Source organism: Pyramidobacter sp. CG50-2, assembly GCF_003612005.1.
GTDB lineage: Bacteria > Synergistota > Synergistia > Synergistales > Dethiosulfovibrionaceae > Pyramidobacter.
Genome location: NZ_RAWT01000059.1, coordinates 1 through 16263, shown reverse-complemented (window position 1 = coordinate 16263; position 16263 = coordinate 1). Strand labels below are relative to the sequence as shown.

13 protein-coding genes are annotated in these 16263 nt (G+C 60.7%); 12 read left to right on the top strand and 1 reads right to left on the bottom strand.

Translation table 11 applies throughout. The features are described 5' to 3' along the window. Nucleotides 1-542: 542 nt before the first annotated feature. The 12 genes from D7D26_RS10535 to D7D26_RS10480 all read left to right on the top strand — a co-directional run bounded on the left by D7D26_RS10535 (nucleotide 543) and on the right by D7D26_RS10480 (nucleotide 14283). Nucleotides 543-776, top strand: coding sequence for a FeoA family protein (locus D7D26_RS10535; RefSeq protein WP_009164562.1), 234 nt, complete (start codon nucleotides 543-545; stop codon nucleotides 774-776). Nucleotides 777-864: 88 nt separating this feature from the next. Next, nucleotides 865-1098, top strand: coding sequence for a FeoA family protein (locus tag D7D26_RS10530; protein WP_009164563.1), 234 nt, complete (start codon nucleotides 865-867; stop codon nucleotides 1096-1098). Then, nucleotides 1098-3602, top strand: coding sequence for a ferrous iron transport protein B (gene feoB / locus D7D26_RS10525; protein ID WP_120373003.1), 2505 nt, complete (start codon nucleotides 1098-1100; stop codon nucleotides 3600-3602). The genes D7D26_RS10530 and feoB overlap by 1 nt, the downstream gene beginning before the upstream one ends. A 91-nt stretch (nucleotides 3603-3693) precedes the next feature. Further along, the gene (locus tag D7D26_RS10520) at nucleotides 3694-4014 is read left to right on the top strand and encodes a hypothetical protein (protein ID WP_078015980.1); all 321 of its coding nucleotides are present in this window, start codon (nucleotides 3694-3696) and stop codon (nucleotides 4012-4014) included. Nucleotides 4015-4075: 61 nt separating this feature from the next. Beyond that, nucleotides 4076-4870, top strand: coding sequence for a DUF4198 domain-containing protein (locus D7D26_RS10515; protein ID WP_120373002.1), 795 nt, complete (start codon nucleotides 4076-4078; stop codon nucleotides 4868-4870). Between the two features lie 43 nt (nucleotides 4871-4913). Then, nucleotides 4914-5063, top strand: coding sequence for a FeoB-associated Cys-rich membrane protein (locus D7D26_RS10510; RefSeq protein WP_009164567.1), 150 nt, complete (start codon nucleotides 4914-4916; stop codon nucleotides 5061-5063). 76 nt (nucleotides 5064-5139) lie between these two features. Continuing rightward, nucleotides 5140-5955: a DUF4198 domain-containing protein gene (locus D7D26_RS10505; protein WP_120373001.1), complete on the top strand. Its 816-nt coding sequence runs from the start codon at nucleotides 5140-5142 to the stop codon at nucleotides 5953-5955. Nucleotides 5956-6518: 563 nt separating this feature from the next. After that, nucleotides 6519-9281, top strand: coding sequence for an isoleucine--tRNA ligase (gene ileS / locus D7D26_RS10500; protein WP_120373000.1), 2763 nt, complete (start codon nucleotides 6519-6521; stop codon nucleotides 9279-9281). A gap of 102 nt (nucleotides 9282-9383) precedes the next feature. Further along, nucleotides 9384-10343 (top strand): RluA family pseudouridine synthase, encoded by a 960-nt coding sequence (locus D7D26_RS10495; protein WP_233543547.1) that lies wholly within the window; start codon nucleotides 9384-9386, stop codon nucleotides 10341-10343. 180 nt (nucleotides 10344-10523) lie between these two features. Next, nucleotides 10524-11495 carry a TAXI family TRAP transporter solute-binding subunit gene (locus D7D26_RS10490; protein ID WP_120372998.1) on the top strand — a complete coding sequence of 324 codons (972 nt, stop codon included), beginning with the start codon at nucleotides 10524-10526 and terminating at the stop codon, nucleotides 11493-11495. A gap of 107 nt (nucleotides 11496-11602) precedes the next feature. Continuing rightward, entirely contained in the window at nucleotides 11603-13543 is a 1941-nt protein-coding gene (locus tag D7D26_RS10485; protein WP_233543546.1) for a TRAP transporter permease, read from the top strand. Between the two features lie 98 nt (nucleotides 13544-13641). Further along, on the top strand, nucleotides 13642-14283 hold the full coding sequence (locus D7D26_RS10480; RefSeq protein WP_120372996.1) for a histidine phosphatase family protein: 642 nt from the start codon (nucleotides 13642-13644) through the stop codon (nucleotides 14281-14283). Between the two features lie 135 nt (nucleotides 14284-14418). Here D7D26_RS10480 and D7D26_RS10475 read toward each other — a convergent pair whose 3' ends face one another. Then, nucleotides 14419-16068, bottom strand: a complete 1650-nt coding sequence (locus D7D26_RS10475; RefSeq protein ID WP_120372995.1) for an NFACT family protein — start codon at nucleotides 16066-16068, stop codon at nucleotides 14419-14421. Nucleotides 16069-16263: the final 195 nt, after the last annotated feature.

The following is a 16263-nucleotide window of genomic DNA, read 5'->3' as shown; positions in this document are numbered from 1 at the left end:
TTTTGTGACAATGTCATTCGCTCCTGTTTCATGAACGGTATTATCTCAGAGTGACATTTTCTTGGAACAGTTATGGGTGACTTTATCACTGAACAACGACAGAAATCCCGTTCTTATTGACAGGAAAGAAATCAAATGTTAGAATCTCAGTAAGTTGTGTATAACTAACTCATGTCGGATTCCTGATGATTCCGGAAAGCGGTGGATGCTTTATTCCGAATTCAGTTGATTGCCATCGGTACGGTCAAGCGAGCGACTGCCGCGGAACGAAAAAGACTCATCGAGCGTGGGCTCGCTGCACGGAACGGGATCGCGCTTCTGCGACGCTGATGCGCCTGTTTTGAACAGAAAAATGCATCGGCTCTGAAGCATTGCATCGTGAGAAAGCAGGAAAAAGACAAAGAACAAGAGATCTGCCGTCGATAAGTTCCATTAAGAATTCAGTAAGAATACGAATGTGCGCATGCGGAGACCCAGTGCAGGATCCGAGACGGGAAGGTCTCTCCGAAAAACGAATGCCGCGCAGTCTCAGGAGGTTTCCCATGTTCCCTCTCTCTTTGGCGCCGCTGAACGTCGATCTGAAAATCGTCAATCCCGGCGGCGACGCAAGAATGTCCAAGCGCCTCGAAAGCCTGGGATTGAGCGAAGGCAGCATCCTCACCCTTCTGCAGGAACGGGACGGCGACGTCATCGTCCGGCCGGCGGGAGGCGCGAGCAGCCTGGCGCTGGACCAAAACGTCGCCGCGCGCCTGATGGTGACCGTGAACGACTCGTAATTTTTCGCGGGGCCGGCGGGAAGATGGACCGCGTGCGCGGCGGAAATTCCGAACGCACGCTTTTACTGTTTCGAGAGAGGTGCAGACGATGAACGAAACGACGTTGGCGGAACTGGCTCCGGGAGAATCGGGGCGAATCGTGAAGATCGAGGGCAGAGGGATCCTTGCCCAGAGGCTGGTGGACATGGGGCTGTATCCCGGCGTCGCCGCGAAGGTCGTCCGCCGCGCGCCCCTCGGCGACCCGATCGAGGTGGACGCCGAAGGCGCGCTGGTCAATCTGCGCCGCGAAGAAGCGCGTTTCGTGAAAGTGAAAAAACTCTGATGGCAAAGAAGATCATCGCCCTCGCGGGACAGCCGAACTGCGGCAAATCGACCGTCTTCAACAGCCTGACGGGAGCGAAACAGTTCGTGGCCAATTATCCCGGCGTCACCGTCGACAAGATGATGGGCTGGTATAAACGAAACGGCGAAGACGTGGAAGTCATCGACCTTCCCGGCACGTACAGCCTGACCTCCTATTCCCCCGAAGAGCGCGTCACGCGCGACGTGCTCCTCCACGAGCCGCTTTCCGCCGTCGTGAACGTCATGGACGCCGCCAACCTGAAGCGCAGCCTGTACCTGACGCTCCAGCTTCTGGAGATGGAGATCCCCCTCATTCTCGACCTGAACATGATGGACGTGGCCGAAAAGCTAGGCGTCTCCATCGACGTTCCGGGACTTTCGCGGGAACTCGGCGCGCCGGTCGTGACGACGGCCATCACCCAGGGGCGCGGCCGCGAAGATCTGCTGCAGGCCGTCGCCGACATGTCGCAGTCCGGCGTCCGCGCCAGCCTCGCCGTTTGCGAGCTCTATCCCGACCTGAAAGACGCCCTGGACGATCTGGAGGCCCTGTTGAACCGCGAAGAGAGCCTGAAGGGCGCCTTCCCCATTTCGTGGCTCGCCGTCAAACTGATGGAAGGGGATCCCGCCGTCGCCGCGCTGCTGCGCGGCAAAGCGAAAGGGAGCGCGTCCGTCCTTGCGCGGGCGGAAGAATGGCGCGCGCGGTTCGAGCGGGAAAAGGGCGTGAGCGCCGACATCTACGTTTCAGGCCAGCGCAGCCGCCGGGCGGCGGCCATCGCCAAACGCCTCGCGGCCAAAAAGGAGGCCGCGAAAGCGCCGCTCTCCGAGCGCATTGACCGGGCCGTCTGCAACAAGTTCTTCGGCCCCGTCTTTCTGCTTTTCGTCATTTACGGATTCTATTACCTTTCCTTTATCCAGGGCTACAATCTCACCCACTACACATGGCCCGTCCTCGCCGGCGTCCGCAGCTTTGCGGAACGTATCCTTCCCCAGCCCGGGCTCATAGACGTTCCCATCGTGCGGGAATTCGTGCTCTGGATCGTGGATAACCTGAACGCGCTCTTCAACTACATCCCGATCTTCTTCATCCTCTTCGCGCTCATCGCCGTGCTGGAGGACAGCGGCTACATGCCGCGCATCGCGTTCGTCCTGGACCGCATCCTCAGCCGCTTCGGGCTGCACGGGCAGTCAACGCTGCCGATGATCCTCGGCGGCGTGGTCCTGGGCGGCTGCGCCGTTCCGGCGGTCATGGCCACCAAGGGAATTCCCGACGAAAAGTCGAAGCTGGCGACGATCCTGACGCTCCCCATGCTCAACTGTCAGGCCAAGCTGCCCTTGTACTTCCTGCTCATCGGCATCTACTTCAACGAGACGGTGCATCTGCCCCTGCTGGGGAACGTCAACCAGCAGGCCATCGTCATCGTCTTCATTCAGACGATCAGCCTGCTCTTCGTGCTGCCCATCGCCAAGATCCTTTCGATGACGGTGCTGAAGCACAAGGAAACGGCGCCGTTCATCATGGAGATGCCGCCCTATCACATCCCCACGCTTCGCGGCGTTTTAGGGCGGGCGGTCGAGCGGATCTGGCTGTACGTCCGCAAGATCACCACCGTCGTCGCCGCCGTCGCCGTGGTCCTCTTCGTCCTGCTGCGCTTCCCCGGCCTGTCCCCAGAACGCGAAGCCCAGTACGAGGCGGAGAAAGACCGGGCCGTCCAAGTTTTTCTCGACGCGGCGAAGAACAAAAAATTCGGACGAAATCTCACGAACGAAGACGATGTCCTCAACCTGATCCTCTACCAGCAGGGTTACCGGGAATTACTCAAGTCCGGGGCCTCCGCCGAGAAGAAAAGGGCCTACGGACTCACGAATCCCGACTTTTTCGAGATCATCCAGAACAGGAAGGATCCTGAAGCGAAGGCGCTCGAAAAGGAGCTCAAAAAGCTGATCGTTTTCCGAACGAACGCGCTGACGGCCATCCGCAAGGAACGCATCGACAACAGCCTGCTCGGCAAGGCCGGCCGCGCGCTGGAACCTATTTCACGCTACGCCGGCTTCAACTGGCGCGTCAACGTCGCCGTGCTCAGCACCCTGGCGGCCAAGGAGAACAGCGTCTCCACGCTGGGCGCCCTTTACATCAAGGAAGCGGACGACGGCGAAGCGAAGAACGCCGACACGCTGGAACAGCGCATGAAACGGCAGGAGGAAGACCTCACGCCGCTGCACGCGATGGCTCTGATGCTCTTCATGGTGCTCTGTCCGCCCTGTCTGCCCACGATCATGGCCATCCGCGTGCAGACCGGCTCCACCAAATGGATGCTCTTCGCCTTTTTCGTGCCGCTCATTCTCGGGCTGCTCGCCGCCGTGCTCGTTTTTTCCGGCGGCTCCGCCCTCGGCCTGACCGGATTTCAGGCGATGTGGATCTTCTACCTGATCCCGCTGACCCTGACGATCCTGCTGGGGCTGATCAAAACCAAGAGGACCTATTGACCTGTCCCGACAAGGCGCGCATATACTGCGGCAGACTGCGGCATTCCCCGCCGCTGGACTGACATACAAAATTCAAACGGAGGTTTTGAGGATGAACAGAAAGTTATGGACTGGCGTGATAACGGCCGTCTTCATCGCGGCGCTCGCAGGCGCCGCTCTGGCCCATACCCCGCTTTTCTCCTGCTGGGACAACGGCGACGGCACGCTCTCGTGCGAGGGCGGCTTCTCCGACGGTTCCTCGGCCGCGAACATCCCCATCCGCGTCACCGACGAGAAGGACGCCGTTGTGTTCGAGGGCAAGCTGGACGAGAGCGGCGAGCTGACGTTCGACAAGCCGCAGGGAGCCTTTTCCGTCACCTTCGACGGCGGCCCCGGGCACACGCTCACCGTCAAAAGCGGCGACATCAAGTAAGGCTGCCTGAGTGAATCAGGCCAGGATACTGATTTCAAAAAAGAAAAGGAGCGTATTGTACGTGAAAAAAGCGGCCCTGTTGTCGATATGCGCGCTGTTTGCCGCGGTTCTCCCCGCTTCGGCGCACTTCCAGATGCTCTACACCCCCGAGATGATTCTGGACAAAGGCGGAGAAATTCCCCTGAAGCTTGTGTTCACCCATCCTTTTGAGGCCGGACACACGATGGACATGGAGACCCCGCAGGGGTTCTTTGTCGTGAACAAGCAAAAGAAGACGGATCTGCTCAAGACGCTGAAGCCCATCACCTGGACGAGCCTGGAGAACAAGGGCAGGGGCTTTGAGACTTCTTTCAAGCTGAGAGGTATGGGCGATTACGTCTTCTGTCTGGTCCCGGCTCCTTATTTCGAAAAGAGCGAGGACCTCTATATCCAACAAATCACCAAAATGATCGTAAACAACGGCAGTCTCCCCACGGAATGGGATGCCGACATGGGGCTCAAGGCGGAGATCGTGCCCTTGGACAAGCCCTATGCGATCTGGGCCGGCGGGATGTTCCGCGGCGTCGTGAAGAGCGAAGGGAAGCCGGTCCCCTTCGCCGAGGTCGAGGTGGAGTACATGAACCATCGCCCCGACCTGAAGAAGAACGCCTTCGAAAGGAAGGGCGCGGTCTCCGCTCCCCACGACGCCTTTGTGACTCTGACGATCAAGGCCGACGCCAACGGCACGTTCGCTTTCGCCATGCCCAAGGAGGGATGGTGGGGATTTGCCGCTCTGGGCGTCGGCCCCGATACGGAATTCAAGGGCAAGGAGCTCTCGCAGGATGCGGTGATTTGGGTTCAGGCTGCCAAGATGTAGTTCGTTGAGGCACTCTGCGGCAGAGAGAGGAGGTTTTCAGACCATGGGCGCACAGGAGCTGATCGTTGTCCTGATCGCGCTTGCCGCCGGAGGATACCTGCTTCGCGGCTGGATCGTTTCCGCACGGCAGGGACGCTGCGGCGGGTGCGGATGTGGGTGTGGGGGCAGAAAATGCCCTCCGGACGAGGAATAATCGAGGGAGTTTCGTCCCTCTTGAAAGAATCGACATGACATTCGATGTATACACAACACTAAGGAGGAGAATTTTCATGCGCAAGATTTTTTCCGTACTGCTTGCAGGGGCGTTTTTTGCGGCTTCTTTCGGCGTTTCCGCCGAGGCTCACGAGTTCTGGGTGAACGCCGAGTATAAGGACGGCCTTCTCAAGGCCGATTTGGGCTACGGGCACGAGTATCCCGATCCCGAACCCATTGCCGCGGACCGTACGCATCTCTTCGAGCCCTTGAAGCTCATTACCGCCGAGGGCGCGACGGAGATGGCCCAGACCGGCGCCGACAACTTCCACTACGAGGCGGCGGCCGACTTGAAAAAAGGCGACTATTTGGTGATCGGCAACTACAAGCCCACTTTCTGGGCCAAAGGAGCGGAAGGATGGAAACAGGCGGACAAGGCCAAGTACAAGGAACTGACGAAGGCCGATGCGACTTATGCCGAGGAAGCGGCGATGTACGCCAAGCTCGTCCTGAATCTTGACGGCGCCGAGGGGATGGATATCATCACCAAGCCGGTGGGACAGCGTCTGGAGATGGTGCCGCAGGTGAATCCGGCGACGGTGAAGCCGGGACAGCGCTTCCCCGTTCTGATACTCGTCGACGGCAAACCGGCCAAGACGGCGGAAGTGAAAGCCGTTTACGCGGGTTTTGCCGGCGACACGAAGGACGGCGATCCCGCCAACGAGTACAAGGCGTTCTATGGGCGTACCGACCTGAAAGGCGTCATCAACATCATTCCCTCGAAAGCCGGCTATTGGAACGCCTCTGTGGAAGTGAAAGTGCCTTATGCCGACAAGACCGTCGCCGACGAGTCCGTCCTGGTATCCCGTCTGACGTTCATGATCGCGGAGTGATCCCGGTTTCACGAGAACGACGAATTCTTATACTATTTCTTGATAAAACGCATGAACACAGTTTACGGGGCGCTGCGGGGAAGTTCAGTCGCTCGGAACTCCTTCGACTGCTGCGCAGCTCGCTTTGTGAATCTTCCTCGCCGCGCCTCTGTGTTCGGCCTTTTAATTGAGAAATAGTATGAATCTTACCGCAAACGAGCGGCCCCACCATTTCTCTTTCAAGGCGGGGCCGCTTTTCAATGGCCGATGGTGCGGGGATTGTCCCGACACGAAAACGATTGACGAAGCAGAGCGGGACTGCTAAAATCACATTCAACACTACTTATTACGGAGGTGGAGAAGATGTATGCGGCTGAGTGTCAGTACAAAGGCGTCATTATTATTATAGCGGCGGCCGATGCATCGTGTTCTCTTCCTCTGGCGACGCTATAATTTGTCGTGGAGCAATACAGGGAGGACGGGGCGCGGCTCTTTCCTCCCTGTTGTTTTTGCGGTGTGTTCGGACAGGTTCATGAATTCCGCCTATGACGCGGAGCACAATTTAAATCAAGAGGTGAGGCATCATGTCGGTTGACTACAAATCGACGCTTCAGCTGCCGGTGACGGAATTCCCCATGCGGGCCGGACTGGCGAAGAGAGAACCGGAAACGGTCAGATTCTGGGAACAGAACGAGATTTACAAAAAAATGCTGGAGAGCAACAAGGACCGCCGCTCCTTCATGTTCCACGACGGGCCGCCCTACGCCAACGGCGCGATCCACATCGGGCACGCGCTCAACAAGTCGCTGAAGGACTTCATCGTCAAGTACAAGTCGATGCGCGGCTACTACGTGCCTTACGTGCCGGGCTGGGACACGCACGGGCTGCCCATCGAGCTGAAAGTGCTCAAGGACGAGCACCTGAACAAGGACACGACGCCGGCGCTCGAACTCCGCTCCAAATGCCACGACTACGCGCTCAAATGGGTGGACGTGCAGCGCGAGGGCATGAAGCGCCTGGGCTGCTTCTCGCTCTGGGACGAGCCGTATCTGACGTTGAATCCGGAATTCGAGGCCCGCGAGCTGGAAACGCTGGCCACGATCGTGGAAAAAGGTTTCGTCTACCGCGGTACCAAGCCCGTGTACTGGTGTATCGACTGCCAGACCGCCGAAGCCGCGGCCGAGATCGAGTACGCCGACGTCACGTCGCCCTCGGTGTTCGTCGCTTATCAGATGGATGATGACGCGGCGGAGCGATTCCCCGCGCTGAAAGGACGCGACGTGAACGTCGTGGTCTGGACGACGACGCCCTGGACGCTGCCCGCCAGCCGCGCCGTGACGCTGAACGCCAACTTCGACTACTCGTTTTTCGAGGTGGGCGATAAAGTTTACCTGATCGCCGACGGCATGGCCGATTCGGTGTCGCGCGACACGGGGCTCGATTTCTCCAAACGCCTGCTGACCGTCAAGGGCAAAGACCTGGAACTGCTCGCCGCCAATCATCCCATGTATCCTTGCAAAACGCCGCTCGTGCTGGCTCCATACGTCACGCTCGAGGCTGGCACCGGCTGCGTTCATACGGCGCCGGCCTATGGCGTCGAGGATTTCGAGACGGGACAGCGCTATCACATCGAAAATTACAATCCCGTCGACGCCACGGGACATTACAAGCCCGACACGCCCGTCGTCGCCGGCCTGGATCTGGACAAGGGCGGCCGCAAGGCGCTGGAAGTGATCGAAGCCAACGGCCGTTTGCTCGGCCTGAAGAAGATCTCGCACTCTTATCCGCACTGCTGGCGCTGTCACAAGCCCGTCATTTTCCGCTCCACGCCGCAGTGGTTCATCGACGTCGCCGCGTTCAAGAAACGCGCGCTCGACGTGATCGACAACGAGGTGAAATGGATCCCCGGCTGGGGACACGACCGCATCTACAACATGGTGTCCGAGCGCTCCGATTGGTGCATCAGCCGTCAGCGCGTGTGGGGCGTGCCGATCCCGGCGTTCGAGTGCGAAGACTGTCATGAAACGATCCTCGATGCCGCCCGTATCCGCCGCGTCGCGGAAAAAGTCGCCGGGGCCGGTTCCGACGTCTGGTGGGCGAGCGCGCCCGAAGAGCTGCTCGGCGATCTGGCGGTCTGCCCTCGCTGCGGCAGTCGTCATCTGAAGAAGGGCGAAGACATTCTCGACGTGTGGTTCGATTCCGGCGCGAGCCACTTCTCCGTCATGGACGTGCCCAGCCGTCCCTATCTGAACTGGCCGACCGACCTGTATCTCGAGGGGGCCGATCAGCACCGCGGCTGGTTCCAGACCTCGCTGCTCACTTCCGTGGCCGTGGCCGGAAAGGCGCCGTACCGGGCCGTCCTGACGCACGGCTTCATCGTCGACGAACAGGGACGCAAGATGTCCAAATCGCTGCAGAACGGCGTCGCCCCCGAGAGGATCACGAATCGCGACGGAGCGGACATCCTGCGCCTGTGGGTGGCTTCCGCCGACTATCGCAGCGACGTACACATCTCCGACGGCATCATCAAGAACCTGTCGGAGGAATACCGCCGCATCCGCAACACGGCCCGCTTCATGCTCGGCAACCTGAACGGCTTCGAGCCGGCCAGGGATTCCGTGCCGTTCGGCAAGATGCCCGAGTTCGACCGTTGGGCCATGTCGTTGCTGAACCGCGTCGTCGAGCGCGTGACGGAAGGTTTTGAGGCGTATGATTTCCACATGCCCATCACCGTCATTCATCAGTTCTGCGTGAACGAACTGAGCTCGTTCTATCTCGACGCCAGCAAGGACCGCCTTTACGCCGACGCGGCGGACGGCCTGAGCCGCCGCGCCTGCCAGACGGTGATGTGGAAGGCCGTCTGCGCGCTGGCGCGCATGCTCGCGCCCGTGATCAGCTTCACCGCCGAGGAGATCTGGCAACAGCTGCGCACGATCGAGCCTTCGCTGGCCGAGAGCGTCTTTCTGGGCGGCTGGCCGGAAGCGGATCCTGCCGAGACGGACGGCACGCTTGTGGAAAAATGGGAGAAAGTCCAATTCCTGCGCGGCCTCGTCAGCAAGGCGCTGGAAGCCGAACGCGCCGCCGGCAAGATCGGCCAGGCGCTGGAAGCTCGCGTCGCCGTCGCCGCGCCCGAGTTCTACAAAAACGCCATGAGCGCCGAGGACTGGGCGATGGTGTGCATCACTTCGGGCTTCGAGTTCGGCGAGACGGTGGAAAGCGACGACGACATCCGCGTCGAAGTGTTCCCCGCCAAAGGCACGAAGTGTCCGCGCTGCTGGAAGTACGAAGAGACGTCTCACGCCGACGGACTGTGCCGCCGCTGCGCGTGCGTCATTGAGAAAAAGTAGTCTGGAATAAATCGAAACGCCGAAAATGTTCCACGTGGAACATTTTCGGCGGACAGAGTACAATGAAGGGAGCGAAGATTCTTCGCTCCCTTTTATGATGGAGTGGTGATCGATCGAATGGAAAACGCGAATCGCGAAATTTACGAGCTGGCTGTCCCCGAAGAGGATTCCGGCGCGCGCCTCGACCTTTTTCTCGCCGGCGAACTGTCGCTGTCGCGCAGCCGCGTCCGCGCCCTGCTCGACGGCGGGGCCGTGACGTGCGAACAGGTGAGGAAGATCCGCCCGGCGTTCAGGATCCAGCCCGGGCAGGTATATCGCGTGGAAATTCCCGAGGCCGCGCCGGCGGAGATCGCGGCGCAGGACGTGCCTTTTGACGTGGTCTACGAGGACGACGACGTGATCGTGGTCAACAAACCGGCGGGCGTGGTCGTGCATCCCGGCGCCGGGCGTCCCGACGGCACGCTGGTCAACGGCCTGATGTTCCGCTATCCGGAGATCGGCCGCATCGGCGACGCCGTGCGGCCCGGCATCGTTCACCGTCTCGACGTGGGCACGTCGGGGCTGATGGTCGTGGCCCGCAGCGACGCGGCTTTTCGCGGCCTGACGGAGGCGTTTCAGGCGCACGAAGTGCTCAAGGAGTATCTGGGGCTTGGCGTCGGTACGCTGAGATCGTCCGAAGGCACGGTGAACGCCCCGATCGGCCGCGATCCTCACAATCGCCTGAAGATGTGCGTGTCGTGGGACGGGCGCGAAGCCGTGACCGATTACAAAGTCCTCTGGACGCGGGCGCGCTACACTCTGATCAGGGTACGGCTGCACACGGGGCGCACGCACCAGATCCGCGTGCACATGCGCGCGCTCGGCTGCTCGCTCGACGGCGACACGCTCTACGGCCCCAAGGATCCGGCGCAGCACATCCTCAAAGATCGCGTGTTTCTGCATTCGTGGCGGCTGGGGTTCCGCCATCCCGTCGGCGGCGAGCGGCTCGAATTCCGAGCGCCGCTGCCGCCGGAACTGATCGCGGCGTTGCGCGTGCCGCTGTCGCAGCCGCAAGACGCGTGACGCTCTGAACGGGATGTCGCGGCTGAATATTTTATCGGCGATAAAAATATTCATCCGCAAAAAACGCGCGCACGGCGCCGCGTCGATTGAAAAGTTTATTTTTGTAGGGTATAGTTAGCCTGCTCGCCATTTCGAGGTTCTCCCCCGACGGGAGCCTCGCTATTATTGAAGGAGGAAAAAATGAGAAGAAACGCATGGACAGCATTGGCCGTCGGCGCGGCGTTGACTGTGGGAGCCGCGGCTTCGTTCGCGGCCGATCACAAGATCTCCGGCAGCTTTCTGATGGGGACGGGCAGCGCCACGGGGAATTACTATTCCTTCGGCAGCGTGCTCGCGCAGGTTATCAACAGCCATACCGGCGCTAACATCACCGTCAGTTCCACGGGCGGCTCGGTGGAGAACGTGCGCCTTCTCAAAAAGGGCGAAAACGAGATGGCGCTGGTGCAGACGGACGTGAACAGCTACGCTCTGAACGGAGTGGAGCAGTTCGCCAGCGGCGCGGTGACGAATTTCTCGGCGATCACGGCCTGCTATCCCGAAATGGTGCAGATCGTGGCGAGCAAAGCCAGCGGCATCAAGAGCGTGGCCGACATGCGCGGCAAGCGCATCTGCGTGGGCGCGGTCGGCTCGGGATACGAGGTGGCGCCCCGCCAGATTCTCGGCATTTACGGCATGAACTACGACGACATCGACGAGCGCTTCCTGAGCCAGTCGGAGGGCAAGAACGCCCTTCAGGACGACCAGATCGACGCGTTCTTCATGTGCTCGGGCTATCCCAACGCCAACGTGACGGAGCTGTCGCTGATGGGCAAGATCGAAGTGATCTCCATCGACGACGAGCATTTGAAGCTGCTGCAGGAGAAGTATCCGTTCTACGCGCCGTTCACGACGCCCGACGATCAGTACAATCTCGGCCATCCCGTCACCTCGGTGGCGGTGATGTCGATGCTGGTGGTACTGAACGAGATCTCCGACGACGACGTGTACGCGATGACGGCGGCGATCTACGATCATCTCGACGAGATCCGCGCGCTCAACAAGAAGGGCGAATACATGTCGCTCGAAGGCGCTTTCCGCGGCATCCCCGGCAACATCCATCCCGGCGCGGCCCGCTTCTACGAGGAGAAAGGGCTGAAGGTCCCCGGAAAGTAAACGGCGCGCGGCCGCGGGGCCCGCGATTCCATGGCATGATGCCGGACGGTTCGATCGCTGCGGACCGTCCGGTTTTTTCCTGAAAGGGGAGGCGGCGCTTGAGCTTTTTGAGTCGAAAAAAACTGAACGAAGTTCCGCAAAACGTCGATCTGTCCGAATTGGAGCGCGATTCGCGCTATCGGATCTTTTCCGGCGGCATGAAAGTCTTTCTGACGGTCGTGCTGACGTGTTTCGCGCTGTTCCAGCTTTACGCTTCGCTGAGCGGGAGGTTGCCGCAGCAGATTTTGCGCTACGGGCATCTGGGGTTCGCCATCAGTCTGGCCTTTATCATCTATCCGACGACGAAAAAGTCGAGCCGCCGCAGGATCAATCCGCTGGACGTGATCTTTGCGCTGACGTTCCTGACGGTGATCATGTATTTTATCGGCAACTTCAAGGCGCTGCAGCTGCGCGCCGGCGAGTATACGACGCTGGACACGGTCATGGCGGGGCTGGGCGTTTTTCTGGTGCTGCTGGCCTGCTGGCGCGTGGTCGGCCCGCCGATCGTGATCATCGCCTCGTGCTTCATGCTGTACGGCCTGATGGGGGCGCGCGGCTTTTTCGCCGTGCAGATGCCGGGGTTTCTGGCGCAGCGCGGCTATCAGCTGCCGCGGATCATCACGCATCTTTTCATCACCACGGAGGGCGTGATCGGCAACCCGATCGGCGTGTGCTCAACGTACATTTTCCTGTTCATCCTTTTCGGTTCCTGTCTCGAAAAGACGGGGATCGGACAATTCTTCATCGACCTGGCCAACGCGCTGGCCGGCTGGGCCGTGGGCGGCCCGGCCAAGGTGGCGGTGCTTTCGTCGGCGCTGCAGGGCACGGTCTCCGGTTCTTCGGTGGCGAACACCGTCTCGACGGGCTCCTTCACGATCCCGCTGATGAAGTCGCTGGGCTACGAGCCGGAGTTCGCCGGCGCGGTCGAAGCGGCGGCTTCGACGGGCGGGCAGATCATGCCGCCGGTGATGGGGTCGGCGGCGTTCCTGATCGCCGAATCGGTGGGGATCCCCTATTCGCAGCTGATGCTGGTGGCGCTGATCCCGGCGCTGCTGTACTTTTCGGGCATCTGGATCATGGTGGACTTCGAGGCGCGCCGCAAGGGGCTGAAGGGGCTGCCGCGCGAAAAGCTGCCGCCCGCCAAGCCGCTGCTTCTGCAAAAGGGGCATTTGGTGCTGCCGCTGGCCGCCATCATCTACTTCATGCTGTCGGGTTTCACGATCACGCGCTCGGCGCTGTGGGGCATCATGATCGCCGCGTTGGTGCCGTTTTTGAAAAAGAGCACCTGGGTCTCGCCGAAGCAGATTCTCGAGGCGCTGCCGCTGGCGGCGCGCAACATCGTCTCCGTGGCGACAGCCTGTGCGACGGCGGGCATCATCGTCGGCATGGTGACGCTGACGGGGCTGGGGCAGCGGATCGGCGGCGGCATGTTCCAGGTCGTGGGCGGCAACGTTTTCCTTGGCCTGATGTGCGCGATGATCACGTCGCTGGTGCTGGGCATGGGGGTGTCGACCACGTCGAACTACATCATCACCTCGACGGTGGCCGCGCCGATCCTCATCCATCTGGGTATCCCGTTGCTGGCGGCGCACATGTTCTGCTTCTACTTCGGCATCATCGCCGACATCACGCCGCCGGTGGCGCTGGCGGCCTACGCCGGTTCCGCCATCGCCAAGGGCAATCCGTTCAGGACGGGCGTCAACGCCTCGAAGCTGGCGATCGCGGCCTTCCTCGTGCCCTACATGTTCGCGCTCGACCCGAAGCTGATCATGATCGACGGCACGTTCCTCGAAGCGCTGCCGATGATCGCCACGGCGCTTGTCGGCCTGTTCGGCATCGGCGGGGGGCTGATCGGCTACATCAACGCGCCGATCGAATCCTATTGGCGGCTGCTGATGATCGCGGGCGGCCTGGGACTGTTGATCCCCGGCACGATCAGCGACCTGATCGGCGCGGCGGTGATTCTGGCGGTTTATTTTTTCACCCGGCGCAAAAAAGCGGGCGAATAAAAATCAAGCCGACGACGTTCCACGTCACCGGCCTGTCTGGGAAGAAAACGAACGCGGTTCGCGCGGCGTTTGCGAAGAACGGAAAGGACCGAGCTGAAATGAGACTTTTCATGGTGCGCCACGGAGAGACAAAATGGAACCGCGAGGGGCGTTTTCAGGGGCAGATGGATATCCCGTTGAACGAGACGGGATTGGCGCAGGCGGACCGCGCTGCGGAACGTTTTCGCGGCTTTCCGCTGGAGGCGGTATTCGTCTCGCCGCTGTCGCGCGCCCGCGTCACCGGGGAGAAAATCTTTGCGGCGGCGAAATGCGGGCAGCTCGTGAGCGACCCGGGATTTATGGAGATCAATCACGGCGCGTGGGAGGGGCTGACGTTCGAAGAGGTGTCGGTCCGGTACGGGGCGCTGCTGGAGCGGTGGCGCACGAGCCCCGACGGCGTGAAGATGCCCGGCCCCGGCGGCGAATCGCTGGAAGACGTGCAGCATCGCGCCGTCGCCGCGCTAAAGCGCACGGCGCTGCACTGTCACGGCGACACGCTGCTGGCCACGCACGACGCCGTGCTCAAGACGCTGATCTGTTATTTTCTCGGCGTGCCGCTGTCTCATTACTGGCGGCTGAAGATCCCCAACTGCAGCGTCTCTTACGTCGAATTTTTGAACGGAACGCCCCAAGTGGGACTGCTGGGCGACGTCAGCCACCTTGGCAACGGTTTCGACAGTTTTGTCTCGAAGAGCCTGTAAGGGTGTTTGCGGCGGGAATAGGGCCGTATTCGAAAAGAGCGAAAAAGGCACGGCGATCCGAAGATCGCCGTGCCTTTTTCCGTGTCGTTTTTTTCGAGCTTTTGCGTTTTGGGCACGTCTTTTGTTTGAACGCGGTCAGCGGCGTTCGATGATTTCTTTCCAGTCGTTGGGACCGACGAGGACGGTGCTGGGGCGCTTGTAGGTGACGTTGGCGGGGCCGCCGCCCTGGATGTGGCGGACCTGCTTCTTTTCGGCGTAATCGACGACCGAACTGCGGTCGCCGCATTCGCTGTAACGCAGCGCCAACGACGCGGCGGCGCGCACGGCGCGTTCCCGCTCCGCCGCGTCGGCGGGGGGATTCTTGAGGATCACATGCGAGCCGGGGAACTCGTGCACGTGGAACCACAGGTCGTCGGGCGCTGCTTCCTGAAACGTGACATACCGGTTGCCGCGCTCGTTCATGCCCACCAGGATCAGGCTGTCGCCCAAAGCGAAGCGCAGATGGGGCGGCAACGGGTTTTTCGCTTTGCGGGCGCGGGCGTCCTTTTCTTTTTTGCGGCCGTCGTCGTATTGCTGGGCTATCTGTTCGCACAGTTCCGTCAGTTTTTCCGCGCTGGCGACGCGCTTCAAATTAGCTTCCAGCGCGGCGAGATCGTTCAATTCCGTTTGCAACGCGGCGACACGCTCTCTGACGACGGCCACGTCGGTGCGGAATTTCTGGTATCTCTTGAAATAGAGTTTTGCGTTGCCCTGAAGGTCGAGCGCGGGATTCAGCTTGACCTCGACGGTTTTTTCTCCGTCGGCGTCCCAGTATTTCAGCGTGACAAAGTCCTGATGTTCTCTGACCTTGCCGAGATTTTGCAGGAGCGCTTCGCCGGCGGCCCGATAGGCGTCGCAGTTTTCGGCTTTTTTGATCTGGCTGAGCAGATCACCGACGTGCTTGGCGCGCCGGCCGCGCTGGCGCTCGAGGATCTTCAGCGCTTTGGCGGCGAGGGTTTTCAGCGCGCGGCGCTCGATCTCGCCGGCGATGTAGGCGCGGCAGAAATCCAATCCAGCGCCGTCGTAAACTTCGGCGCCCGGCAGCGCCGCGCCGAGGGCGGTCAGATATTTGCCGAAGCGCTGAAAGATTTTCGGCTCGCCGAACAGCGCCGCGCGGACCATGTCTTTGCAGCCGTTTTGCCAAAGCCGCGTCAGTTCGTTCGCCAGCGGCCGGCCGATGCCGCGCGGCGCTTTCAGGAACGTCGTCAGTTCGGCGTCGCTCATACCGGGACGGGGCAGCTCTCCCGGAATGGGCGGCGGCGGCGCGTAGGGCGCGCCGGGGACGATGGAACGATAGCGGTTCACTTCCGGGTACACGTGTTTGGCCGCTTCGAGGATGACGCCGTTCTCGTCGGTGAAGAGCGCGTTGCTCATGCGGCCCGTGAGTTCCAGGACCAGCGTCAGTTCCCTGCTGACGCCGCCGCCGACGAAGCGCTGGAATTCTATCGTCAACACGCGGTCGCCGGGGACGCATTTCACGTCCGTCATCGATCCGCCGCCGAGATGCCGCTGCAGCCCCATCGCGAACGGCGTCTTCACGCTCTGGCTGCGCAGGTCGCGCAGCTCGTCGGAGCCGATCCGGCAGATGCCGAAAGTTTCCGGATTCCACGTGAAAAAAATCGAGCCGGCGTTTTTGAAGGTCAAAGCGCACCAGTCGCTTCCCGCTTCGATGCGCTGCAGCTGGCAACCGACGCAACGCCGAAGCTCCGGCGCCAGCGCGCTGATAAGTTCCGGTCCGTAGTTCATGATTCAGTTCTCCTTGAATAATAAAATCTCGCTGCCGCAGGTAGAGTATCTCAAAAATCCCCCCTGTCAATAGCCAATAAAAATGTCACCATAACTGCTCATTAAAAAAGTCACCCCCTCACACTCTCATCACAGCAAGACACCTCGAAAGAACTCCCCATCGTGCCGCCATAACAACGTCTACGCGAACGTACA